25 protein-coding genes are annotated in these 23,829 nt (G+C 35.7%); 12 read left to right on the forward strand and 13 right to left on the reverse strand.

Annotated features, from left to right (window positions below; all coding sequences use genetic code 11):
* The first annotated feature begins 83 nt into the window (after positions 1–83).
* Positions 84–899, forward strand: coding sequence for a YihY/virulence factor BrkB family protein (locus tag ABL518_RS01835; protein ID WP_095742838.1), 816 nt, complete (start codon positions 84–86; stop codon positions 897–899).
* Positions 886–1,641: an SDR family oxidoreductase gene (locus ABL518_RS01840; RefSeq protein ID WP_022626173.1), complete on the forward strand. Its 756-nt coding sequence runs from the start codon at positions 886–888 to the stop codon at positions 1,639–1,641. The genes ABL518_RS01835 and ABL518_RS01840 overlap by 14 nt, the downstream gene beginning before the upstream one ends.
* Before the next feature lie 124 nt (positions 1,642–1,765).
* Here the strand turns inward: ABL518_RS01840 and ABL518_RS01845 are convergent, their stop codons facing one another.
* Positions 1,766–1,939, reverse strand: a complete 174-nt coding sequence (locus ABL518_RS01845) for a hypothetical protein (protein WP_167471214.1) — start codon at positions 1,937–1,939, stop codon at positions 1,766–1,768.
* A gap of 138 nt (positions 1,940–2,077) precedes the next feature.
* Between ABL518_RS01845 and carB the strand changes: the two genes are divergently transcribed.
* From carB to ABL518_RS01865, 4 genes are all read left to right on the forward strand, one after another.
* Positions 2,078–5,533 (forward strand): carbamoyl-phosphate synthase large subunit, encoded by a 3,456-nt coding sequence (gene carB, locus ABL518_RS01850; RefSeq protein ID WP_095742840.1) that lies wholly within the window; start codon positions 2,078–2,080, stop codon positions 5,531–5,533.
* Between the two features lie 164 nt (positions 5,534–5,697).
* Entirely contained in the window at positions 5,698–5,913 is a 216-nt protein-coding gene (locus tag ABL518_RS01855) for a hypothetical protein (protein WP_080717592.1), read from the forward strand.
* Positions 5,910–6,170 (forward strand): IS110 family transposase, encoded by a 261-nt coding sequence (locus ABL518_RS01860; RefSeq protein ID WP_010082049.1) that lies wholly within the window; start codon positions 5,910–5,912, stop codon positions 6,168–6,170. Before ABL518_RS01855 ends, ABL518_RS01860 begins: the two co-directional genes overlap by 4 nt.
* A complete protein-coding gene (locus tag ABL518_RS01865; protein ID WP_227738615.1) occupies positions 6,121–6,504 on the forward strand; it encodes a hypothetical protein in 384 nt (127 codons plus the stop codon). Before ABL518_RS01860 ends, ABL518_RS01865 begins: the two co-directional genes overlap by 50 nt.
* 174 nt (positions 6,505–6,678) lie before the next feature.
* Here ABL518_RS01865 and ABL518_RS01870 read toward each other — a convergent pair whose 3' ends face one another.
* The 9 genes from ABL518_RS01870 to ABL518_RS01910 form a co-directional block, all read right to left on the reverse strand.
* Positions 6,679–7,659 carry an SGNH/GDSL hydrolase family protein gene (locus ABL518_RS01870; protein ID WP_010082050.1) on the reverse strand — a complete coding sequence of 327 codons (981 nt, stop codon included), beginning with the start codon at positions 7,657–7,659 and terminating at the stop codon, positions 6,679–6,681.
* Positions 7,660–7,799: 140 nt separating this feature from the next.
* Positions 7,800–9,752: an RNA polymerase sigma factor RpoD gene (gene rpoD / locus ABL518_RS01875; RefSeq protein ID WP_095742841.1), complete on the reverse strand. Its 1,953-nt coding sequence runs from the start codon at positions 9,750–9,752 to the stop codon at positions 7,800–7,802.
* 138 nt (positions 9,753–9,890) lie between these two features.
* Complete coding sequence (locus ABL518_RS01880) at positions 9,891–10,202, reverse strand: cation:proton antiporter subunit C (RefSeq protein WP_006279706.1); 312 nt, start codon at positions 10,200–10,202, stop codon at positions 9,891–9,893.
* Positions 10,199–10,618: a Na(+)/H(+) antiporter subunit B gene (locus ABL518_RS01885; RefSeq protein ID WP_006279705.1), complete on the reverse strand. Its 420-nt coding sequence runs from the start codon at positions 10,616–10,618 to the stop codon at positions 10,199–10,201. Before ABL518_RS01885 ends, ABL518_RS01880 begins: the two co-directional genes overlap by 4 nt.
* Positions 10,611–11,138: a DUF4040 domain-containing protein gene (locus tag ABL518_RS01890; protein WP_015589497.1), complete on the reverse strand. Its 528-nt coding sequence runs from the start codon at positions 11,136–11,138 to the stop codon at positions 10,611–10,613. The genes ABL518_RS01885 and ABL518_RS01890 overlap by 8 nt, the downstream gene beginning before the upstream one ends.
* A 1-nt stretch (position 11,139) precedes the next feature.
* On the reverse strand, positions 11,140–11,427 hold the full coding sequence (gene mnhG, locus ABL518_RS01895) for a monovalent cation/H(+) antiporter subunit G (RefSeq protein ID WP_006279703.1): 288 nt from the start codon (positions 11,425–11,427) through the stop codon (positions 11,140–11,142).
* 6 nt (positions 11,428–11,433) lie between these two features.
* Positions 11,434–11,679 carry a monovalent cation/H+ antiporter complex subunit F gene (locus ABL518_RS01900; protein ID WP_007548527.1) on the reverse strand — a complete coding sequence of 82 codons (246 nt, stop codon included), beginning with the start codon at positions 11,677–11,679 and terminating at the stop codon, positions 11,434–11,436.
* A 28-nt stretch (positions 11,680–11,707) separates the two neighbouring features.
* Positions 11,708–12,115, reverse strand: coding sequence for a DNA-directed RNA polymerase subunit omega (gene rpoZ / locus ABL518_RS01905; protein ID WP_007548528.1), 408 nt, complete (start codon positions 12,113–12,115; stop codon positions 11,708–11,710).
* Between the two features lie 60 nt (positions 12,116–12,175).
* Positions 12,176–12,472, reverse strand: coding sequence for a helix-turn-helix domain-containing protein (locus tag ABL518_RS01910; RefSeq protein WP_010081926.1), 297 nt, complete (start codon positions 12,470–12,472; stop codon positions 12,176–12,178).
* 436 nt (positions 12,473–12,908) lie between these two features.
* Here ABL518_RS01910 and purE point away from each other — a divergent pair, with 436 nt between their 5' ends.
* Both purE and mutL read left to right on the forward strand, forming a co-directional pair.
* Complete coding sequence (purE, locus tag ABL518_RS01915; RefSeq protein WP_179943748.1) at positions 12,909–13,400, forward strand: 5-(carboxyamino)imidazole ribonucleotide mutase; 492 nt, start codon at positions 12,909–12,911, stop codon at positions 13,398–13,400.
* A 7-nt stretch (positions 13,401–13,407) separates the two neighbouring features.
* On the forward strand, positions 13,408–15,234 hold the full coding sequence (gene mutL / locus ABL518_RS01920) for a DNA mismatch repair endonuclease MutL (RefSeq protein ID WP_348994385.1): 1,827 nt from the start codon (positions 13,408–13,410) through the stop codon (positions 15,232–15,234).
* A 1,406-nt stretch (positions 15,235–16,640) separates the two neighbouring features.
* Here the strand turns inward: mutL and ABL518_RS01925 are convergent.
* Complete coding sequence (locus tag ABL518_RS01925; RefSeq protein ID WP_255322263.1) at positions 16,641–16,772, reverse strand: hypothetical protein; 132 nt, start codon at positions 16,770–16,772, stop codon at positions 16,641–16,643.
* 127 nt (positions 16,773–16,899) lie between these two features.
* On the opposite strand from ABL518_RS01925, the gene ABL518_RS01930 reads away from it, so the two are divergent.
* Entirely contained in the window at positions 16,900–19,554 is a 2,655-nt protein-coding gene (locus ABL518_RS01930; protein ID WP_095742843.1) for a 2-oxoglutarate dehydrogenase E1 component, read from the forward strand.
* Between the two features lie 244 nt (positions 19,555–19,798).
* Positions 19,799–20,587, forward strand: coding sequence for a hypothetical protein (locus ABL518_RS01935; RefSeq protein WP_095742844.1), 789 nt, complete (start codon positions 19,799–19,801; stop codon positions 20,585–20,587).
* A gap of 130 nt (positions 20,588–20,717) precedes the next feature.
* Here ABL518_RS01935 and ABL518_RS01940 read toward each other — a convergent pair whose 3' ends face one another.
* Positions 20,718–21,314, reverse strand: a complete 597-nt coding sequence (locus tag ABL518_RS01940) for a TIGR02217 family protein (protein ID WP_138265061.1) — start codon at positions 21,312–21,314, stop codon at positions 20,718–20,720.
* A 190-nt stretch (positions 21,315–21,504) separates the two neighbouring features.
* Positions 21,505–22,263, reverse strand: a complete 759-nt coding sequence (locus tag ABL518_RS01945; protein ID WP_010963174.1) for a DsbA family protein — start codon at positions 22,261–22,263, stop codon at positions 21,505–21,507.
* Positions 22,264–22,519: 256 nt separating this feature from the next.
* Here ABL518_RS01945 and ABL518_RS01950 point away from each other — a divergent pair, with 256 nt between their 5' ends.
* Together ABL518_RS01950 and ABL518_RS01955 are read left to right on the forward strand one after the other, a co-directional pair.
* On the forward strand, positions 22,520–22,672 hold the full coding sequence (locus ABL518_RS01950) for a hypothetical protein (RefSeq protein ID WP_010081826.1): 153 nt from the start codon (positions 22,520–22,522) through the stop codon (positions 22,670–22,672).
* 16 nt (positions 22,673–22,688) lie between these two features.
* On the forward strand, positions 22,689–23,762 hold the full coding sequence (locus ABL518_RS01955) for a Fic family protein (RefSeq protein WP_251371776.1): 1,074 nt from the start codon (positions 22,689–22,691) through the stop codon (positions 23,760–23,762).
* The last annotated feature ends 67 nt before the right edge of the window (positions 23,763–23,829 follow it).

Here is a 23,829-nt window from a genome sequence, read left to right on the forward strand (position 1 = left end):
TTTAAGTAAATGGTGAGGATTTTTTTGCTTAAAAGTATCCTTTATTTCATTTAGAATACTTTTCTTGGTTCGTTTATATTACAGTGCCACAGAAATTTTACAGCATCGTTTATTGTCTTTATCGTGCTTTGATTGACACAATTTATAATGATGGAGTGGAGCATGCAGGGTATTTATCATTTTTAATTCTGTTATCAATATTTCCTTTTCTCATCGTTTTAATGGCTGTGGCGTCAACATTTGCAAATTTTTTAGACCAGTACAACATTGGCTGGGTATTTATCATTGATAACATGCCACAGGATATTTTATCATCTTTGATGCCGCGTATTAGGGAGATAATATCAGGCCCGCCGCAAAGCTTACTAACTTTAGCAATTGTAGGTGCTGTTTGGACCGCTTCATCGACAATTGAAGGGCTTAGAACAATACTCAATAAGGCCTATAAAGTTCCGGTTTCGCCGCCTTATATATTAAGAAGAGTACTAAGTATATTACAATTTTTAGTAATCACGCTTATTATAACTCTAACTATAGTGTTTTCTACACTAGTACCAATGCTAATTGATTTTTCCTATCAGGGACTAAGTTATACTAGGTATTTACTTATTGAATTTGTACTTTTCACAGTAGTCTCTTGGCTATATTTTATGTTGCCAAACATAAAACAAAATTTATCAGACGTATTTCCTGGATCTTGTGTAGCTGTTATTCTTTGGACGATTTCTGCTTCAGCTTTTAAGCAATACTTAAAAGCTTCCTTTGACCAACTGGATTTGATATATGGAAGTTTAGGTGGTGTGGTAGTGTCATTACTATTTTTTTATATGCTAAGTTTGATTTTTATATATGGAGCAAAATTCAATTTTCAGCTAAAATATTTCAATGAATCTCGCTAAGGAGAAAGAAATGGGTAAGTTAGAAGGTAAAGTAGCTTTAATCACCGGAGCTTCAGGTGGAGTAGGCTCTGCTGTTGCAAAAAGGTTTATAAGAGAAGGTGCATGTGTGATTCTGATTTCAAGATCTCTTGATAATCTCAAGCCACTATATAATGAAATTGAAGAGCTTGAAGAATTTAAAGAAGGCTCTGTGAAACTAATTCAGCTTGATCTTTTAGACTTTGAGAATGTAAAGATACTGACAAACATGATAGAAAGCCTGAAATTATCAGAATCTGGAGCACTTGATATATTAGTTGCGTGTGCTGGAATTTTAGGCAAACTGAACCCCATTCATGACTGTGAGATTGAAGAGCTACAGAACGTAATGAATACAAATTTTACTGCCAATTGGTACTTACTAAAAAACTTAGATCCAATGCTAAAAAAGTCTAATGCTGGAAGAGCGATATTCATGACCTCAGAAGTGACACTTTCTCCTTCCTCTTATCCATATTGGATGCCGTATGCTGCAAGTAAAGTTGCACTAGAAATAATGGTGCAGATATATGCATCTGAGACAAAACATACAAAATTATGTGTAAATGCTGTATACACGGAAGGACCTGTGGGTAGTGAGCAGGCATTTCCTGGATCTGAATTGGTGTCACCTGATAAACTAACAGATAAATTTGTGGAATTAGCTTCTGAAGACTGCAGCATATCAGGAAAAATCTTACCGCTCAGCAAATCTCCCGAATAAATTACCATAGTATCTGCAAAGATACCGTTAAGCCCACAATTGTATGAACATTGTGATTTGAGAGTAATCTCCACTAGGAAGGATGTCATCCCAGTGCCTCTATGGTGTCATTCCAGTCTGGAATCTAGTCTTTATTATGCAGCCACTTATTTAAAGTTAAGTTTTCTGGATCCCAGACTGGGATGACACCTCTGGGCACTGCCGTCATAAAGGAACCAGTGTCAGCTACTTGAATGACATCATTTGCTGTGCAATTTACCTTCAAAAATGAATGTTTGTACAGCTGTGTGTCAAGCACTGGAATCTGCCACGCAAATTGCAATGTTCGTACAGTTATGCGTCAAGCCTAAAAGTAATTAGCTAATAGGTTTAATAAAAATTCACATATACAGGAAAGATTGGTAACATTACTTGAATAGAGACCGTTATTGTAATTATGCCGAAACGCACAGATATAGAATCTATATTAGTAATAGGAGCAGGCCCAATAGTTATAGGTCAGGCATGCGAGTTTGATTATTCCGGAACGCAAAGCTGTAAAGTATTAAAAAGCGAAGGTTATAAAGTCATTTTGGTTAACTCCAACCCCGCAACTATAATGACAGATCCTGAGTTTTCTGATGCGACGTATATTGAGCCGGTACTGCCTGAAATCATAGAGAAAATTATAATTAAGGAGAGGCCAGACGCAATATTGCCAACAATGGGCGGGCAAACAGCGCTCAATTGTGCAATAAAACTTGCAGATGATGGAGTGTTAGACAAATACAACGTAGAATTAATAGGGGTAAATAGAGAAGCAATAAAAAAAGCAGAGGATAGAGAGTTATTCCGTCAGTCCATGGATAGAATAGGACTGAAATACCCCAAAAGTATCATTATAAAAAATCAAGAACAAATAAAAAAGGCTTTGGATTACGTTGGATTACCAGCAATCATTCGTTCATCATTCACTCTTGGTGGTGCAGGTAGTGGCATAGCATATAATAAAGAGGAGTTTTTCAATATCGCAGAAAGTGCTCTCAAAATTTCGCCAATAAATGAAGTTCAGATAGATGAATCAATTATCGGCTGGAAAGAGTATGAAATGGAAGTTATCCGCGATTGTAAAGATAACTGCATAATAGTCTGTTCGATAGAAAATGTTGATCCGATGGGAGTGCACACCGGAGATAGTATTACGGTTGCTCCTGCTTTGACTCTGCGTGACGTAGAATACCAACAGATGAGAAATGCATCTATAGCAGTGCTGAGAGAAATTGATGTTAGTGCCGGTGGTGCAAATGTTCAATTTGCAGTGAATCCTAAAGAAGATGGAAGCCTCGTTGTGATTGAGATGAATCCAAGGGTTTCTCGCTCTTCTGCACTTGCTTCGAAAGCAACAGGCTATCCTATTGCAAAAGTTGTAACTAAACTTGCTATTGGCTATTCGCTCGACGAAATACGTAACGACTGTGCTCCAATAATACCAGCAGCATTCGAACCAGTGATTGATTATATCGTCACTAAAATTCCTCGATTTGAGTTTGAGAAATTTAAGGGGACGAATTGTGAATTATCAACCTCCATGAAATCAGTGGGAGAAGTGATGTCTATAGGCCGCACTTTTAATGAGTCACTACAGAAAGCTTTCCGTTCACTTGAAACTGATTTTACAGGACTTGATGAAGTATTTCCTGAGAACATTGATATTGATCACATAAAATCTCAATTAGCAAAATTGCTACCAAACAGATTACTGATTGCTGCTGACGCAATGCGCCACGGAATTAGCATAGAAGAAATAAATTCGATTACAGGATATGACTTATGGTTTCTGCAAAATATACAGCAAATTATATTAACTGAACAAAAAATCAAGGAAAATGGATTTCCTGGAACTGCGTACGAAATGTTAGAGCTGAAAAAAATGGGATTTTCAGATGCAAGATTAGCAAAGTTAAGTAATAGACCTACCTCTGTCATGCCAGTACCCTCTAATGTCATCCCAGTGCGTGACACTGGGATCCAGCCAGCGTTACACGCTGGAGATCGAGTAAAACAAATCGAAGAAATAAGAAAAAAATTTGGCATTAAACAAGTTTATAAACGCGTAGACACCTGTGCAGCTGAATTTGAATCGAGCACTGCTTATATGTATGGCTGCTATGAGGGTGATGTTGAAAATAAAACGGAATGTGAGGCGAATATTTCTGACCGAGAAAAGGTTGTCATTTTAGGAAGTGGTCCAAATCGCATTGGTCAAGGTATTGAGTTTGATTATGCATGCGTACATGCAGCTTCTGCCGCCAAAGAAATGGGGTATGAAACAATAATGATCAACTGTAATCCCGAAACTGTCTCAACTGACTACGATACCGCTGATCGTTTATATTTTGCACCACTCATTGCAGAGGATGTGCTTGAAATACTAAGTAAAGAGCAAGAAAATGGCACACTGGTTGGTGTAATAGTTCAAATAGGCGGTCAAACACCTTTAAAGTTAGCCAAAGTGCTTAACGAGAGAGGTTTCAAAATTCTGGGAACTTCGTTTGATTCTATTGACCTTGCAGAAGATCGCATGAGGTTTAAAAACCTTGCTTTGCAACTTAATTTAAAACAACCTGAAAATTCTATCTGCCATTCAGTAGAAGAAGCGTTAACCAACGCAGAAAAGGTGGGGTTTCCACTAGTAGTCAGGCCATCATATGTCCTCGGCGGTCAGTCTATGTCGATTAGACACGATACTCAGAGCTTTAAAGAGTACGTCTTAGATCAAACTAAAATCTTTGAGCATGGTTCGCTGCTTCTTGATAAATTTTTAGTCAATGCAGTTGAGGTTGACGTTGATGCTGTATGTGATGGGGAAAAAGTTTTCATTGCAGCGGTCATGGAGCATATTGAAGAAGCTGGTATCCACTCTGGTGATTCAACATGCTCAATACCGACAAATACATTGAGTGACGAAGTAATAAAAGAGATCGAGCTCCAAACTGAGAGAATAGCATTAGCATTAAAAGTGAAAGGTCTGATAAACATTCAGTTTGCTGTTCAAGAGAATAGACCTCTTGCAGAACCTGTTTGTGATGAGAAATCTTTAGGAAAAGTGCAGATGAGCACCACAGAATACTCGAATGTATTTGAGGAGCGCAGACAAGCTTTGACGACAAAATTGCCTTCAGAAATCGAGTTATGCAAGAGGTCTAGTGATGTATACATACTTGAAGTGAATTTAAGGGCTAGTCGAACCGTTCCTTTTATTTCCAAGGTAATCAATATTCCTATTGCAAAGCTTGCCACTCAGGTTATTTTGGGTAAAAAATTGAATCAGGAAAACAAGCCTTTCAATCATTTTGCAGTTAAAGCTGCTGTTTTTCCATTTACCCGCTTTGCAGGAGTTGATACTTTACTTGGTCCTGAAATGAAATCAACAGGAGAAGTGATGGGAATTGACTCATCATTTGAAGCTGCACTTGCAAAAACGCACATGGCTGCAGGATACAAGTTACCAACAGAAGGAACAGCTCTGGTTTCAGTAAAAGATGATGATAAAAAGTATATATTGCCAGTTGCACGAATGTTGAAAGAACTGAGTTTTGAAATATATGCCACCAAAGGCACAGCTTCGTATCTGAACAATAACGGCATTGCTGCACAAGCTGTAAATAAAGTAAGAGAAGGCAGACCCCACATAGTTGATATGCTCAAAGATGGAAAAATAAATCTAGTGATTAATACTTCAAAAGGTGTAAAGTCAGTCTCAGACAGCAAAGATATCAGGAGAACTGCTATTTTGCAAAATATAGCTTACAGCACCACAGCTTCCGGAAGTAAAGCGTTAGTGCTTGCAATTCAATATGTAAAGAATAGCAAACTGGAAGTGAAATCATTACAGCAGATACAAAACGTTTAAATATCAAAACTAGAATAATTCACTCTCAAAATGCTAAAGAGAACATAATAAAAAGATGGAAATTTTGAAGGAAATAGTATACCTAAAGAATCAACTAGCGTAATTGAACAGCCAAATGCTGCAACGAATGCTCCACAATCTCACCTAGAGGACACTTCCCTTATATGTTAAGAACAAGTCTTTATAAATATCAAAGTAGTGAGATTAAAGACACACAGAGAAGAGGAATCGTCACGCCCCTTGATTATAAGAATCGTTGTTCAGCAAGGTTCTCTTCTCTGGTTTATTATACTGAAAGTTCCGAACAACTGATTGAGCTTTTAGGCTCGTATATAAGGCTGGAAAATGCAGTATATGTTATTATTACGGAGGAATTATGAATTCATCAAACATTATTGCTGGCATTGATGTTAGCAAAAGTAAATTAGATCTCCACATTCACCCACTTGAGCATTATAAAATATTTGAAAACAATGTACAATCCATTGATGAAATGCTGGACTTTTTACGTTTGCATAATGTAACCAAAATTGGTCTTGAGGCAACTGGTGGATACGAAAAATTATGTGCCTATACTTTACTAAGCAATGGTTTTGAGGTGTACGTCATTCAACCAAGGTGGGAGAGACTATGCTAAAAGCCTTGGTATTACTACAAAAACTGATAAAATAGACTGCAGTATCATCTCACGTTATATTAATAATACAGATATGCGTGTTACTCCTTTAACAGTTAGTAATGGTAATATTGATTGCTTGAAACAAAAATTATCTCGTAGAAACCAACTTGTAGAAATAGCAAAAATACAAAAAACCCAAATCCAACAGGTAACTGATACATCTATAATCAAACAAATAGAGGAACTTCTTGCAATTTTACGTAATCAAATTAAAACTTTAGAAGATGAAATGATTACATTTATCGATCAAAACCAAGAGCTTAAAAGAAAATATATATCAATAACTATATAGTAGCGGGATGACGGTTTTTCAAATTATCGGTAAATCTAAGTCAGTTTAGCTATAGGCAGCAATTTTCTGTATTTATTTTAAATTGAAGAAAGCTCAAATGAAAGATCGTGTTTTGCTAAAAATCACAGAATGCAGTCTGGTTACTATTTAAAAGGATATGTTCAAAAAACTGTGTCAAATCAACTCATACACTTCATTACCAACTTCATGATGAAGTTCCGCAGTTGGATGGAAATAATCAAAAAAGAAATAATCCTTTAGTGTTTCTTTGCTACACCCAGGGTTATAGTGAACGTCAAGTTCCCCTTTAAATATCAACTTTAAGAGTATTTTTATATTTTCTTTAAATCTCCCAACTTGGTCTGCAATGTTCGATGTGCATGCATCTTGACAATTTAAACCTTTGCTCTTGTATTCGCTAAACATACTTCTCATTTTAGAGTTAAGATCAAATGCTTTTATTTCAAGATTTGTACTTTTCTTCATATAATCTAAGCCTTTAGCCAGTTTTGCATTGAAACTCTCCGTGAGCTTTGTAGCTAATTCCCTTGCTTCTTCATCTCTATTAAAAGCTGGTATTGAGCCAACTTCAGGTGCATTTGCAACAACTACATGCTTAACACCATGTTCATTTAGAACCTTAAGTGCATTACATATTTCACTCACTGCTTGTTCCAACACTTCTTCCGCTTTAGTATCGTCATAAGCAGTGGCAACCATAACATCATTTCCGCCGATTATGATGCAAAATAAATCTTCTTTACCTATATCTGGATGATGTTTAATTACCGCATCTAGCTGGTTAGCTAAACGAAATTTATTGAAGAAATAAGAAAAAATAGGGTCAAAAATTTCAGATGCTGTTGCATATGAAACTGCGTAATTCTGACCTTGCTGTTCGTGGCATCTCCCAAAAAATGAATAACTCCACCCAGGTTTAAATTCATCTAAATCTAAATATTTTGCTATATATTCAACAGCAGTAGGGCCATTGCTAAAAGATCTTCCTTGATAAAAAGGATCATCAAATTTTACGCTTTTTGCAAAGGATAAATTATTTAAAATTCCAATGATTGCGCCATTATCGGATAAGCTATCACCCAGAACATAAAAATTTCTATACTTTGAATTAGAATTGTCATTTTTGTTTGTCATAATATTTACCGTAGATTAGCATGTTGTTTCATTAGATTCATAGAAAAAGAAAAATAGCGGTGAAATTATACAACTTTGGCCTAACTTGCTCTCCACTTTTTCCGGGCAAAATCAGCTTCTTCTTAACTTGACACGTATACTTAAAAGAACCCTCTAAGTTTTCTAGCACGGCTTGGATGTTTCAACTTGCGCAGTGCTTTTGCCTCTATTTGCCTAATTCTCTCACGTGTTACATTAAAAATTTTTCCTACTTCTTCTAAGGTATGTTCCTTCCCATCTTTACCAAGGCCAAAACGCATTCTTAAAATTCTTTCTTCCTTTGGTGTTAAAGTTGCAAGAACATTGGTTGTAATGCCACGCAAGTCAGCAAGTATTGCAGCATCCTCTGGCCTGGAGACTCGCTTGTCTTCTATACAATCACCAAAGGTACTACTATCATCTTTTCCTGTTGGAGCTTCAAGACTTACTGGATCCCTTGCTATTTTCATAACTTTGCGTATTCTTTCCAGTGGCATTGTCAGTTCTACACTCAATTCCTCTAACGTCGGCTCTCTTCCCATCTCATGAGTCATCTTTCTTAATGCTCTGTTGATTTTACTGATAATTTCCACCATATGAACTGGTATTCTAACTACTTTAGACTGCTCAGGTATTGCTCTAGTGATTGATTGTCTTACCCACCAAGTGCCATAAGTTGAAAATTTATATCCACGTTTGTAATCAAACTTATCCACGGCCTTCATAAGACCAATATTGCCTTCTTGTATCAAATCAAGCAGATCAAGGCCTCTTTTTGAATACTTCTTAGCAATGGAAACTACTAGCCTTAAGTTAGCCTTAATCATTTCTTGCTTTGCTTCAGAGACTTCTCGTTCGTGTTTTTGTATTCTCTTGATTAGCTCCTTAAATTCTTGTACGTTATCTTCCTGTATATGCTGCTTAATACCGTTCAAGGTACTAGCTATATGTTCAGAGTTATCGTCTATAAACCTTAAAAATTTGTTTTTTAATTCACCTGTAAAAGAGGACTGATTTTCATTGATCTTTAAAAGACTTATCTTTTTCAATTCGTGCTTTAAAAGCACGTCATCATAAACTTTATAGAAACTTTCTCTATCGATATCGTATTTTCTAGCCTCAGCAATAAGATTAGCCTCTTCAAGCGTAATGGATCTATTTATCTTATAAAGTTCTTGTGTAATTCTGGCAACAGCAGCATCACTTAACTTAATTTGTAATGCTATAGACCATATTTGATTATACAAATTTTCTAGCTCATTAGAGAAATTTTTAGAATTTTTTCTTAATATCAACGCTTCATTTGTTAAAGTAATTATCTCATCCAATGCAACTATGACCTTTGGCAATAAGTCACTTTCCATTTCAAGAATAGAAACATTTAAATTGACTGAACTTATATCTTCATTATTACCGTCTTTCTCATCATCACTTTTTTTACTATCTTTCTTATCATCACTACAGTACTCAGCATCTTCAGAAACATCCTCAGAATCCTCAACATCTTCAGCACTTTCTTCACTCTCTTCACTTTCTTCTTTGGGTACCACATTAAAATCAGAGTTATAAATTGCATCCAGATCTATAATTTCTCTCAGTAAGAGAGCTCCATTACTTAAATCATCACGCCATACTTTTATCACCTTTAATGTTACTGATGTTTCAATTATTGCACGTAACATGTTATGCTTTTCAGATTCAATTTTTTTTGCTATCTCGATTTCATCTGCCCTTGATAAAAGCTTTACGGAGCTCATGTCTTGTAAATAAATCCTCACTGGATCATCATTTTGTACTAAAGTTGCAGTAACATTTGGCGATGTGTCATCATCATCAAGTTTACTATCATCACTGTTGGAAGGAATATCTTCTTCATCTTCGCTACTTTCAAGCACATTAATTCCGGAATCCTGCAATAAAGATATAGCATCATCTATAAAGTCAGACGAAAAATTTTCATCTGATAATTTATCATTTATATCATCAAAGGTGATAAAACCACCCTTTTTTATACTCTTAGTTACCAGATCTTTGATAACTTTTTTCTTATCTTCTGCATCATTAATAGTTGACATCATTACCTTTATAGTTTATAATTTTATTTCTTATTAACAAACAAACTTACAACGAGCAAGTCTATAATTTTACTTTTAACTTGTGGCTATTTGTTACTTCATATAGTTTAAGATACTGTTAATTTATGTACACTTGTCTTAATCAATTGTTCCATACTTTTCTTCCATTTTTACTGCTATGGATAATCCAACTGAAAATGTTGCAATTCCAACCACTATAGCAGTAAGCATTAAAACATGGGGTATAGGATTGCTATATGAATAAAAATTTGAAACCAATATAGGAGGCAAGGAACTTTTTATATATCCTAGAGATATGTAAAATAACAAAACAGATGCTTGGAAGACGCTTACCCCTATCATTTTCTTGATTAAATTTTTATCGTTTATAATAATATATAAACCTAGCACCATTAATACAATAATAATCGTATAATTATATAAAGTCATTGTTTTTTCCTACGAGCAAAATTTATATATATAATTAACATAGAGGAGCAGACAGTAAATGCTACACCTAATTCCACCAAAAAAATACCTAATTTTTGACCGGTTCTATTATTGGTTAACAAGATATCATAAGATAAAAAATTTTGGCCAAGTAAAGTTGTTGCAACGCCCGTTCCTCCATAAATTAAAATACCTAACACGTTAGTCAATCTAATCACAGAATAAGGTATTGCTTTTAGAGTTGTAGATACACCAAATAGCATTGAATATAATATTATCCCGGAGGCAATAATTATTCCTGCTTGAAAACCTCCACCCGGAGTGTAATCACCGTGAAATTGTATGTATAAACCAAATAAAATGATAAAAGGTATCATCAAAAATGTTACTGCATTTAATATCGGATCTTTAATCATTTTCTTTTTCTTCTTTTAATATCAACGTTATACAAAGCGCAGCAGTAAAAACTACTATAGTTTCTCCAAACGTGTCATAACCACGAAAGCTTGCCAAAATAGCTGTCACTATATTAGGAATACCGGTAGCTTTTTCGGTATTTTCCACATAATAAGGAGCAACATGCAAGTGGATCGGAGCATTGTGGCTGCCAAAATCTGGCAATTGAATCATAAAATATGACAAACATACAGCCAGAAATAACATAAAAAAAAGCGTTATAGGGTTATGAGATAGATTTACTTTATGATTCTTTATCAAGGAGAGTGCTGCAAACGTAAAAACTGTACTGAGCCCCGCACCAACAGAAGCTTCAGTAATTGCAACATCAGGTGCATTCATAATTAAGTATATAAGCGCAATCAGTGAACTAAATACACACATTAGAACAGCACTTACGACTAAATGTCGCGAGAAAACTATAAAAACCGTAACTGTTAGTAACAACAAAAGTAACACTACATTTAATATTTCTAACACCTTAGCCTTCTTTAACAGTTTTTTTCTTAACTTTATAATGAGTGCGCGCTAAAATATAGCTATTAGTTGAGTTAGCTACCCATATTATAAAAATTAATAATACTATTTTAACAGTATTGATTGAAAATCCATTCTGCAAAGCAAAACCAATTAACAATAACGTTGCACCGCTAGAATCTGTAATACCTGCTGCATGTAACCTAGTATAGAAATCAGGAAATCTGATCACCCCTATATTTGAAATAATTATCAAACAAATACCTAAAAATATGAAAATGGATCCTATCATAAATTATCAAAACAACATTAATCTCATTAGTGCTATAGTTGATATAAAGCTAACGCTAGCATACAACAATGCTATATCAATTAAAAAAAAATTATTCAGAATGATTGATATTGCTGTTATAAGTACAACTACTTGCGTTGAGAAATTATTGAACGCTAAAACCTTATTGTACACATCATTTGACTTAGACACTATGCAACACAACATTACACTCATACAGAACAACAGTGTATAGATAGCAATGCAAATCATTTAAAGACTATGTGACTTCAGTAGATTTCTAAACGGATACTTCTTCATCGCCATCTTGATCATTTATTTCATCATCTATTTCACCATCCACTTCATAATCTTGGCTTTCTTGACTTGCATCAAGATCTGTGTTATCAGAAAAATTTAATAAATTCGCTAGCTTACTTGTATTACTGCTGTAAACATTATTCATATTTCCTTTCATGTATTCCTTGCATCTACCTACCAAAAGGCTAAACAGCTCATGAGTATCCACCTGTTTTCCTGCTATTTCATGTAAGGAAACTATGGTATTTTTATGACCTTTAAACTTAGCTGCTTGAATTGGATTACTTGCCCCTGTATTTAAATCATGTGTTCTTTGACTTGCCAACAGAACCAATTTGAAACGGTTACTTACCCGTTCTATACACTTTTCTACAATAGACTCAGCCATAAGATACTACCTTAATAAGTTTTATACTATATCACAAAAAACAAGTTGTCAACTTTGTATCTATTGCGATTCAACTTCATGTTTTACTTTTTCTGCCTCAGATTTTATTTCTTGGCTTTCTGTCATCGTGATTGTTATCTCATGATCAAGTTTTTTTAGAAATCCTAACAATCGCTCTAAAGAAAAACCATCTATTTTACCATTTTTAATTTGCGATACCTTTGGCTGATCAATACCAAGTTTCTCAGCTGCAAAAGCCTGAGTCCAAGCATTTTTTTCTATAATTTTATTTATTATATAAAGCAACTTTGTTTTTATTCCTGCACTGTCTAAGTTATTTAACGATATTATTTCCATAATTCTTACACTCACATATCAATTAACTTTATTAAATATTATAACATAATATTTAATATACCAAGATATTAATATCATGTAACTTGTCAATAATTATATGATATCAATATTTAAAACTTTAAGTTGATTATATATTAATATTTTTATCAAATTTCTAGTAATTTTAAATTACCATTTTACCATCAGTCTATCTGAAAAAACCATTTATAGAAAGAACAAGCTAAGATTACAAAGCTTGAAATACAAAAATAATTATTTTATAAATTTATCTTACATAAGAAGTTTATATCTCTATATCTTAATATAAATATTTATTTAAATTTTTAAAATTTCTATTTTAACGAGAATTCTATATATTATATTTATAATATAATTTAAATATTTGTTGCTTTTTAGCTGGAACATTATTTAGTTAGTAAGTAAAATTGTGTTGAATATGACAAAAATAAAAAAAGATGTTGCTGTTATTATGGGAAGTGAGTCAGATTACACCACTATGGTCCATACTGTTGATATGTTAAAAGCATTAGAAGTTTCACATGATATATTCATAATATCTGCACATAGAACACCAGAAAGGCTCTTCAATTTTGCTAAATCTGCACAAGAAGAAGGTTTTAAGGTTATTATAGCTGGTGCAGGAGGTGCAGCTCATTTACCTGGTATGGTTGCGTCACTAACTTGTTTACCAGTTATCGGCGTTCCTGTGCATAGTAAACAATTAAATGGGCTGGACAGCCTACTCTCTATAGTTCAAATGCCAAAGGGTGTTCCAGTTGCAACCATGTCTATAGGGGAAAATGGAGCACATAATGCTGCCATTACCGCCGTATCTATATTGTCAATTTCTAACAGTGAAATTGCAGGTAGGTTAAAAAAGTGGAGAGAGAAGCAGACCAAAGAAGTAAAAGAAAAACCAGTTTCATAATAAATCTATGGCAATAATTCTTTTAGACACAAAAACCATAAACCGTATAGCAGCGGGGGAGGTGATAGAAAGGCCAGCAAGTGTAGTAAAGGAATTAGTGGAAAATGCAATAGATGCTGGAAGTTTAGAAATAGAGATTAAAATAGAAAGAGGTGGGCGTAACCTTATTATTGTGACAGATGATGGTAACGGAGTAGAAAAAAACGATTTAGAACTTGCGTTTATGCGCCATGCTACTTCAAAATTGAGCGACAATGAGTTGATAGAAATCAAGCATCTTGGCTTTAGAGGAGAAGCTCTGCCTTCAATAGCAGCAGTAAGTAGGATAAAATTATCGTCTAAGGCAAGAGAAGCAAATGAAGCATGGTCTATAAGTTATGAGGGTGGAGAGAAAATAGGGGAGCAAACTCCTTACTCTTTATCACAAGGCACACATATTGAAGTACGAGATTTATTTTTTGCCACTCCAAATAGACTAAAATTTCTAAAAACTGAAAGAGCAGAAACTCAAAGCATTGTTGATATTGTAAACAACCTAGCAATGATTAACTATCATATAGGGTTTACTCTCACTTCAGGTAATAAAAAGCTCTTAAAATACGCTAAGCAGACTTCGTTATTTCATAGATTGTGTGAAGTAGAAGAAGAATTTCAGGGCAATTCTTTGGAGATCAATGAAGAAGAAGACGGCATTAAACTTACGGGACACATCTGTAAGCCGACCGTCAATCGTGGTAAGTCCACTCAGATCTATACGTTTGTTAATGGAAGGCCAATTAAAGATAATTTACTTATTGGCGCAGTTAGGTATGCATATCATGATTTTATTCCAAGCGATAGGTATCCTTTTGCAGCGTTACATTTAGAGATACCTTATGATCAAGTAGATGTAAATGTGCATCCAAATAAGTCAGAAGTAAGGTTTCAGAATAAGAAGCTCATATATGAGATAATGACAAGAGGATTAATTAAAGCATTGTCAAGAAGGATAGGCACTTTTCCAGCGCATGACCAGAAAATGGATTCAACATTGCCGGATCCTTTTGATAAACCTAATGTTCAAAAAGAATTTTATGAAAAAAGACCAAGTCCTTTTAAAAATCAACTAATAAAAGAATTTGCTTCTCTAAATGAAAAAGCAAAAGGCTTATCAGAACAGTCAAAATCGTTTGATTATACCGGCATACAGAAATTTCCATCACAAGCGGAGACTATGGTTCTAGAAAAAAAGGTGTTAGAGCAAGTTGATTTGATAGAGAGCCACCCGCTCGGGTTTGCACGCTGTCAGGTCTATAATACTTACATTATTGCCGAGGTAAGAGACAAATTGATTATAGTCGACCAGCATGCAGCCCACGAAAGGCTAGTATATGAATGCTTAAAACAAAAATCAAGTGTAAAAAGACAAAAACTACTTCTTCCTGAAACGGTTGAAATCAAAAATCAAGCCGGAATGGAGATGATTGAAATCTATAAAGATAAGTTATTTGAAATGGGTTTTGATATTGAGATCAAACCAGAAAATAAAGTGATAGTAAAAGAAATCCCTGCAATTTTGGGAGCAATAGATGTGAAAGAGATGCTAATTAATATAGTCGATAGATTAACGGAAATAGAAGATACATTGCCAGTAGAAGATAAAGTGAACAAAATATTGGCCACTATCGCTTGTTATGGATCAATTAGAGCGGGTAGAAAAATGAGATTAGAAGAAATGAATGTGCTGCTTAGACAAATGGAAAAAACCCCATATTCCGGGCAATGCAACCACGGAAGACCAACTTATATAGAAATGAAACTCAGTGATATTGAAAAACTTTTTGAGCGTAGGTAATGAGGTTGCCATAAATATGTAAGTGCTCCTTTCTCGTCATCCAAGTAGCTCATAGAAACGAAAAAACTTCCTTGACAAACTCCTCCAGCGCCCTTATTATAGTATTAAGGGTATTTATGACTCAAAACTTGTTTTTGACCTGCAGGCTCAATGACAAAATTCAGTAAAAAACTCAGGGTATTTTTTGGCGGATTACATAAAATTATAGCGGCTGCATGTCTTTTAAATTTTTTCTACATTCAGCCAAACCGCGCTTAAACTAAGCGTCAGCACATTATTACAGCGCCACTTACAGTAATATAGAGTCAAAACTCGCTACTCGCTACTCGGGGCTTCTTTTGCCTTTTTTTCGTTTGGTAAATTTCTTAAATATTTATGGCTAAAGTAACTTAAGTTCACCGACAATCGTCATCCCGCTACGTGTTAGCGGGATCTATGCTTTGAGATACCGCGAATGAATCGCGGTATGACGGTTCGCGGCGGCGTGACGATAAGCTCGTCATCCCGCTGCTTGTTAGCGGGATCTATGTTAAGGTATAGTAGGGGATCTATGTTAAGAGATACCGCGAATGAATCGCGGTATGACGGTGTAGATGATGGTTAAGTAATTCGTCATCCCGCTGCTTGTTAGCGGGATCTATGTTAAGGTATAGTAGGGGATCTATGTTAAGAGATACCGCGAATGAATCGCGGTATGACGGTGTAGATGATGGTTAAGTAATTCGTCATCCCGCTGCTTGTTAGCGGCTAAGAGATACCGCGGCATGACGTAGGATTGTTGTCATCCCGCTGCTTGTTAGCGGGATCTATGTGAGATACCGTGAATAAATCACGGTATGACGGTTCGCGGCGGTATGACGTAGAAGCTATACTTTTATACTCACCAACTCAGTATCCAATCTGGATCCCAGTGTCGGCTACTCGGATGACACCATAATAAAGTGAAACTAGATTCCACCTTCACGCGCTGGAATGACACCCTGACAATCGTCATCCCGCTACGTGTTAGCGGCTAAGAGATACCGCGGCATGACGTAGGATTGCTGTCATCCCGCTGCTTGTTAGCGGGATCTATGTGAGATACCGTGAATAAATCACGGTATGACGGTTCGCGGCGGTATGACGTAGAAGCTATACTTTTATACTCACCAACTCAGTATCCAATCTGGATCCCAGTGTCGGCTACTCGGATGACATTATAGGGGCGCTGGCCTGACAATCGTCATCCCGCTACGTGTTAGCGGGATCTCTTGTTAGCGGCTGAGATACCGCGAATGAATCGCGGTATGACGGTTCGTGGCGGCGTGACGATAAGGTTTATACCTTGTCATCCCAGTGCGTGACACTGGGATCTAGCCTTTATTATGCAGCCACTTGGTTGAAATTAAGTCTTCTGGATCCCAGTGTCAGCTACTCGGATGACACCATTCTTTTTTCTGGATCCAAGTAGTCTGGGCACTGGGATGACACCATAGGGGCGCTGCCATTATAGAGTGAACCAGTGTCACGCACTGGGATGACACCCTGACAATCGTCATCCCGCTACGTGTTAGCGGGATCTATGTTAAGAGATACCGCGGCGGTATGACGTATAGAAACTAAAAAAGTTCTTTTTTAAAAAACTTAAGTTATACTTATAAGTATTTGATACTTTTTATAGTGATTATGTCGAGTTTAAGCTGCCTTTATGGTGATAATGCAGAATTTGTGGAAGAAATGTATAGCCGTTATTTGCAGGGTGATAAATCAATCGGGGAGGATTGGTATAGAATTTTTTCAAGCAATTTAGAAGTTAATAAAGCGGAGACCTGCGGTGCACAACATGTAACTAAGGTGGATGATTCAGTTTCTAGTTTAGCAAATTTTTTCAGATCTTACGGTCATTTTTTTGCGGATCTTAATCCGTTATTACCCAATGTGAATAAGGAAGTAGATTATCAGAAATATTCGAATCTATATCCGGCAAGTGACGCTGGAATCTATAGAGATATTTACTGCAAGAACATCGGTTTTGAATTTATGCATATCTCCTCTTATGAGGAGAGGATGTGGCTGCAGGAAAAGATCGAAAATCAAACCTATACGCTGAGTTCACAAGATAAAAAGGAAATACTGAGGCACTTGATCGAATCTGAGATGTTCGAGCAATTTCTCCATATGAAATTTCCTGGATATAAACGCTTTTCTATTGAAGGTGGAGAATCAGCTATCGTTGCAATTGAAAAAATCATTAGTGATTCTACGGTTTTTGGTATTGAAGAAATAGTCCTTGGCATGGCTCACCGCGGACGACTCAATGTTCTAACCAAAGTGATGGGGAAAGAATATGCGGCAATGCTGTCTGAATTTCAAGGCAATCTTGCATACCCAAGTGGTCTTGAGGTGTCCGGTGATGTTAAATATCACCTTGGTTACTCTTCTGATCGAGCACTTTCAGGTGGCAAAAAAATACATTTAAGTTTATGCCCTAATCCATCTCACCTTGAAGCGGTAAATCCGGTTTTGGCTGGAAGAATAAGAGCAAAACAGAATATAAGATCTGTGCTTGGCATATCAATTCATGGTGATGCGGCTTTCATCGGTCAAGGAGTGGTTGCTGAAACTTTAACCTTAAGCAATATTGAAGGCTATAAAGTGGATGGCATTGTGCACATTGTCATTAATAACCAAGTTGGTTTTACTGCTAACCCATGTTGCGCACGATCCTCTTTTTATTGCACTGATATAGCAAAATCAATAGAAGCTCCAGTGTTTCACGTCAATGGAGATAACCCGGAAGCTGTGAGTTTTGCTACAAGTCTGGCGATGGAATATAGGCAGAAATTTAAAAAGGACGTAGTAATTGACATAATGTGCTACCGCAAATATGGCCATAATGAAGGTGATGAACCGAATTTCACTCAGCCACTTATGTATAAGGCGATATCAAAGCATAAAACTCCTGGAACATTGTATGAAGAAAAATTGACTGCAGAGAAAGTATTAGATGGCGATGAAGTAAATAAATTGCGCAGTGAATTCAGGGCAAAATTAGATAAAAGTCTTGCTGAATCAGCGGCTTACACTCCAAAAAAAGCTGACTGGTTCGGTGGAGTGTGGTCAAAATTAAGAAGAGCAAAGCTGAACGATTTGAGCGAATACTACACGGATTCTGGTGTTCCGCCAGATGAGCTGAAAAAATTAGGTGTGCGTATAAATAGCAATATCCCAAGTAACTTTAACATTAACAATAAGGTTAGAAAAATACTCGATGGCAGAATAGACAGCATAAATTTTGGTAGTAATATAGACTGGGCAACTGCCGAAAGTCTTGCGTTTGCATCACTGCTCACAGAAAGAATAGGAGTGCGTTTATCAGGACAAGACTCTGGTCGTGGAACTTTCTCGCACCGTCATTCAAGGCTTGTTGATCAGGTAACAGAAGAAGCATTTATTCCGCTAAACAATATAAATGAAAAGCAAGCTCACTTTGAGGTCATAGATAGCGCACTATCTGAGTATGCTGTAATGGGCTTTGAATATGGATATAGTCTTGATTCTCCGTATTCACTGGTGCTCTGGGAAGGACAATTTGGTGATTTTGCAAACGGTGCGCAAATTATGATCGACCAGTTTATCGCATCTGCAGAAACAAAGTGGTTGCGATCAAGCGGTCTAGTTTTATTGCTGCCTCATGGTTATGAAGGACAGGGACCTGAGCATAGCTCCGCACGTATAGAGAGATTTTTGCAACTCTGCGCAGAGGATAATATGCAGGTAGTTAATTGTTCCACTCCGGCGAATTACTTCCATGTCTTACGCAGACAAATGCATAGAGACTTTCGTAAGCCTCTGGTAGTGTTTACACCTAAATCGCTACTGCGCCACAAAAGAGCAGTATCTAACCTATCTGATTTTGAAGGAAAATTCCTCACAGTAATTCCAGAATGTAGAACAGGTTTAGTTTCGAATGATAAAATACGTAAAGTTGTAATATGCAGTGGTAAAGTTTATTACGACATATGTGAAGCACAAAAAATAAACGATATAGCAGTAATACGTTTGGAGCAATTCTATCCTTTTCCTGCAGATAAACTAAGTAATGAACTTGAAAAGTACAAAAACGCTGAAATTATATGGTGTCAAGAAGAACCAAAAAATATGGGAGGATGGTTTTTTGTCAACCCATTGATAGAAGAAGTGTTATCTAATCTCGATATCCAAGCAAAAAGACCTAAGTGTATCGCAAGACCTGCTGCTGCATCTCCTGCATGTGGTTATGTTAGTGTTCACACTCAGCAGCAGGAGGAGATTTTAAAGCAGGTTATGCAGGGGATCTAGCACAATTGTGCAAATATTGAAGCGAAAGCTGGCAAGCGAACATTGTTCATCAGATCTTGACGCTGGGCACTGCAGCCAGGCGCAATAGAAAACGCATTACACCAATAAAGCCCTTTTGGTACTCAAGCAAATATAAAAGATTTTTATTCTATTAAAAAAAATTTAATTTTTATTAAAATTTTCATTTATTTTTATTTAAAAAGTAAACATTATTAATATTTACTTTAATTAATATAGGATATATATGAATATAAAAATATTTGAGATGTTAATAAGGAGAACTGGTCTACGCAGAGATAGCAAAGCTGAGATCATACAGTTAAATAGAAATGAAAAAGCTTTTGTAGATGAGGATAAAGAATCTATCGAATTAGCTGAGGCCATTTTTGAAGAGAATAATATGTTTCGTTTCCGCAAATCAGGTCCTGCTATGGATTACATTTTGCACAAATTAATAAATGATAGGAAGCTTTTCGAGGAAATGAAAGATAGAGGTACAAGTATAATACGTCTTTTTTCTTTGTTATCAATGTATCATGGTCGTCTCAATTGCTGTGTTATAAGAAAAGGAGGGTGTATTACTGAGTGTGGCATACTTGATTACGCTGGCACCTATCCAGAACTAGTGCCTTTAGAGGACTTTATACTTATTGAGCCTTCCTCGTACCTCGAGTACATTGTGTTTGACAATGAGAATATCAGAAATAGGTTAGCTGAAGACTTAACTGAAGATAAAACAAAATTAGATATCTTTTTGAATGGAATTTTAGCAACAAAGAATTCGGATTTAGTATTATCTTGTATTAACAAGATAGAGGTTCTTAATGAGGAAGATAGATATTTTGTTAATCTCTTACAGAAAAACGGCATGCTAGACTACATCTTAAACAAAGATGATACAACACTTGCAAAATCAACTCTAAAGGAGTTGTTGAAGCTTTCTATTTTGCAGGAAGAAAAAAGCACTGAGTTAGAATCTCCCCAAGCTTCAAGTGTAAATGTTAGCAAAGCTCAGCAACATTGTAGTATATAGCTGGTGATAAAGTTTAAAATAATTGCATATACTGAGGCTCATTTAGGTATAGAGCCTCAGTGGTGCTTAATTTTTCAATTTATGGTAGACTAGTAGCCCTACTATGATGTGGATCTATGCTCGCTTATAACTAAAATTTCACTTCCACCAAGGGGATATTATTCCAGCTATTGCTTCCATAGTCATCAATAGAAGCGTTTAAGTAATCTGTATCAAAGCGCACGGGCACATCAAATTCGAAGCTCGCAGTGATTATTGCATCTTTTACTGGCGGTTTCATGAATGTTATTTCTCCCGTTGAATAATTTACTGAATATTCACTCTCTTCTTTACCATTTAAATAAATCTTTACTGTCCCATGCACTGGCTTTTTGATCATACGTATATGCTTATCTTCCCCACTTACATAAGTTTTGATTAGCTGAAAAGTCGTTTTTTTGTTATCTCCTATACCAATCTCTTGGTTGATGGCTATAAAATCCGACCAATCCTTAAAACGAAACCCTATTGCTTTACCTTTTCGTGCATGAAAAAATGTTATTAGTTCTAGTAGCTGCTCGTTTGATCTGACCCCGTAAGCTATGTTGTATCTAGTGCGTGCATGAGACCAATTGATGTTGCGCTGTTCACAACCATTGTGAGTTGTTACAACGTCAGTGGAAAATTCCGGTCCTCCAGTGGAACCATAAGATATATTTTCTGGAAATCTAATTTCTGTGAATGACATATGTCCTCCTGTGAAAGTAAAATAGTTTGGTTGAAGAAAATGTTGTAATTTGAAAGCGTTTCACATAGTAAATGACGCTATGGAAAGTGGATGAGACTACTGAGTTAAACTACTGTCACACCCACAATTACTATACTCAGGTTCATTTGAGTTGTCAAGCAAAAAAATAAAATTTTATGGCAAACTGTAACTAGCCTTGCTTGTGACTTAATTCATCTACTTTTTTGCGTAATACATTCAAATCAGTTGCTCCTACAAACAGGCTATCTCCAATTATTAAAAAAGGTGTACCACCTACTCCCAAATCTCTTACTAGAAGCCTACTGTTATTTATCATTTGCTCAATTTTGTCCGCGTTATCTTTTATGGAATCATTAAAATCGTCCTCATCAATCCCTATGTTTTTCACTATATCCAATATGCTTTCGTCTGAAAATTCTCCTTTGTGACTTAAAGCAGCATGGTGAAAATCGAAATATTTTTCTTTATCGAGAAAATAGACAGCTAAAGCACTTTTTGCTGCCTTTAAAGAAGCGTTACCAAGTATTGGAGCATCCCTAAAGATATACTTAATTTTGCCGTCGTTAATTAACTGCTTTATATCATTCTTTATAGCTTTGCAATGTCCACAAGAATAGTCAAGGAAGCCTACAGCTATAACACTACTATTTTCATTTCCGGAGTAAGGATAAGTAAGGTCAAATATTTGATCCTTGTATTGTGAAATTTTACTTTTGGTTACATTATCTCGAGCAGCGTAACTACTTTTAATCGACTCCTCTTTGAGAGTTTTTACGATCTTATCAAAATTTCTGCTTATATAATTATCTAATTTCTCACCTATATAATCATCGTTTAGCATTTGGCTGCGATTTGAAAGCCAATTGTTTATTATCGGCAAGCTTGCTATTGCTATTATTAAAATTAATAAAAACGATATTCTAGACATACAATTTATTTAAAAACCTACAATATAAAACTTTTAGTACACATTTATCTATATATTAAAAGAAGCATCTAATGTTAATATATAAAAACATTTATATCAAGTGTATTTTATAACCAGTTTTGCCTCAAATGCAAACTTTACACAATAAAACTCAAGCACATTACCACAAAGTTCATCAGAAGACTTAGTAGCAGAGGCGCGCGGAGCGTAGATTTAAGTTGTTTCCGCTGTGTATAATTTTCCGCGGAATAAACATATGAACGAGCCAATAATTGGTAGAGAAAAAGAAATAGCTATTCTACAAGACAAACTTCTTTCTCAATCAGCCGAATTTATTGCTGTTTATGGTCGGCGTCGTGTAAATGTTGTATTATCTGCATTTTATCAGCATAATATAGAAGTAATGTAATGCAGATATTATGCCGATGCCAAATTATACGATTACTTCTAAAATTGCTAGTTGTCTTATAAGGATTGAAGCAGCAAAAGAAAAAGTGTTACATTTGCCGCTCACTGTATCAATGCTTTTGTCTCTTCGTGAAACTGCACGGCTTTATACCACACACTATTCCACTATGATTGAAGGAAATCGACTTGAACCTAAACAGATTGAAGAGGTTTTAAGTGGTAAAAGCCACTTTCCAAAATATAGGAGAGATGAAAATGAGGTTAAAGGATATTATGCAGCTTTAACTCAAGTTGAACAATGGGCAGCAAGGAGAATACCCATTACTGAGAAAGCTGTTCAAACACTACATGCTCTAGTAATAGCAAGTGGAAAATCTAAAATAAAATCAACACCTTATCGTGATGGTCAAAATGTTATCCGCGATAGTCTTACACGTGCAATAATTTATATGCCACCTGAAGCAAAGGATGTACCAAAGCTCATGAGCAGTATGATTGATTGGATTCGTAACAGTGAGCAAGTGCCTTGCCCAATTATTGCAGGTATTGCGCATTATCAATTTGTAACAATTCACCCTTACTATGACGGTAATGGTCGTACTGCAAGATTGTTGACTACATTAATTTTACACCTTGGTGGGTATGACCTAAAAGGACTTTATTCATTGGAAGAATATTATGCTAAGAATCTAGGAGCTTATTATGAGGCAATCAGTGTAGGTCCATCGCACAATTATTATATGGGACGAGCTGAAGCAGATATCACTAAGTGGGTGGAGTATTTCGTAGAAGGTATGGCAAATTCATTTGAGAACGTTTTACAACGTATAAATGAAGAAGAATACCACACTGATCAGAATGATCTTATACGTAAGCTTGATCCTAAACAACGCAAAGCTCTTGAGCTCTTCCAGGAGTTTTCCGCTATTACAGCTAGTCAGGTTGGCGAACTATTTAATTTTAAGCCTCGTACCAGTGCGCAACTTTGTAAAAAGTGGGTGGAAATGGGGTTTATCAAGATTGTAGATTTTTCCAATAGAGGAAGGAAATACAAACTTAGTAAGCAATATGAAGATTTGATCTCAAATTAACTGAAAGCTCGCTAGACAGTGCATAGGTCAAATTTCAATAAAGTGCTTGAAAACTAGATATAAACTT

The organism is Wolbachia endosymbiont of Drosophila willistoni (genome assembly GCF_040084705.1).
GTDB classification, from domain to species: Bacteria; Pseudomonadota; Alphaproteobacteria; order Rickettsiales; family Anaplasmataceae; genus Wolbachia; species Wolbachia pipientis.